Genomic DNA, 304 nt, shown 5'->3' on the forward strand with positions numbered 1-304 from the left:
AGCCCATCGCTTCTTCAAGGCTGTCAATATCTTCTTGGATTTCACTCAAAAACAAATTCACAGCCTCATTATCCATCTCCATAGAATCCTCTTCCTTGCTCTCTATAAACTCTTCAGGTTGCTCTTCTAAAAACACGGATTTGGCTAAAAAAATCTCTTTTTTATCCGCAATCAAAAAATAAAATCTTGAACGCTCCAAAAGCAAATACAACAACGGCTTTTCTTCTAAATTATCGCGCACAAAATCATAAATAAGGCTAAAAGGCGAAAACAAAAAATCCACATCCTGGATTTTAAAACGCTT

The 304-nt window shown here is 35.5% G+C and carries 1 protein-coding gene; it reads right to left on the bottom strand.

Going from position 1 to position 304, the window contains the following annotated elements:
• Nucleotides 1–283: DUF8341 domain-containing protein (locus F8C76_RS20145; protein WP_211372238.1), on the bottom strand; the 283-nt coding region annotated here is incomplete at its 3' end.
• Nucleotides 284–304: the final 21 nt, after the last annotated feature.

This window comes from Flagellimonas olearia, assembly GCF_009184425.1.
Taxonomy (GTDB): Bacteria; Bacteroidota; Bacteroidia; order Flavobacteriales; family Flavobacteriaceae; genus Flagellimonas; species Flagellimonas olearia.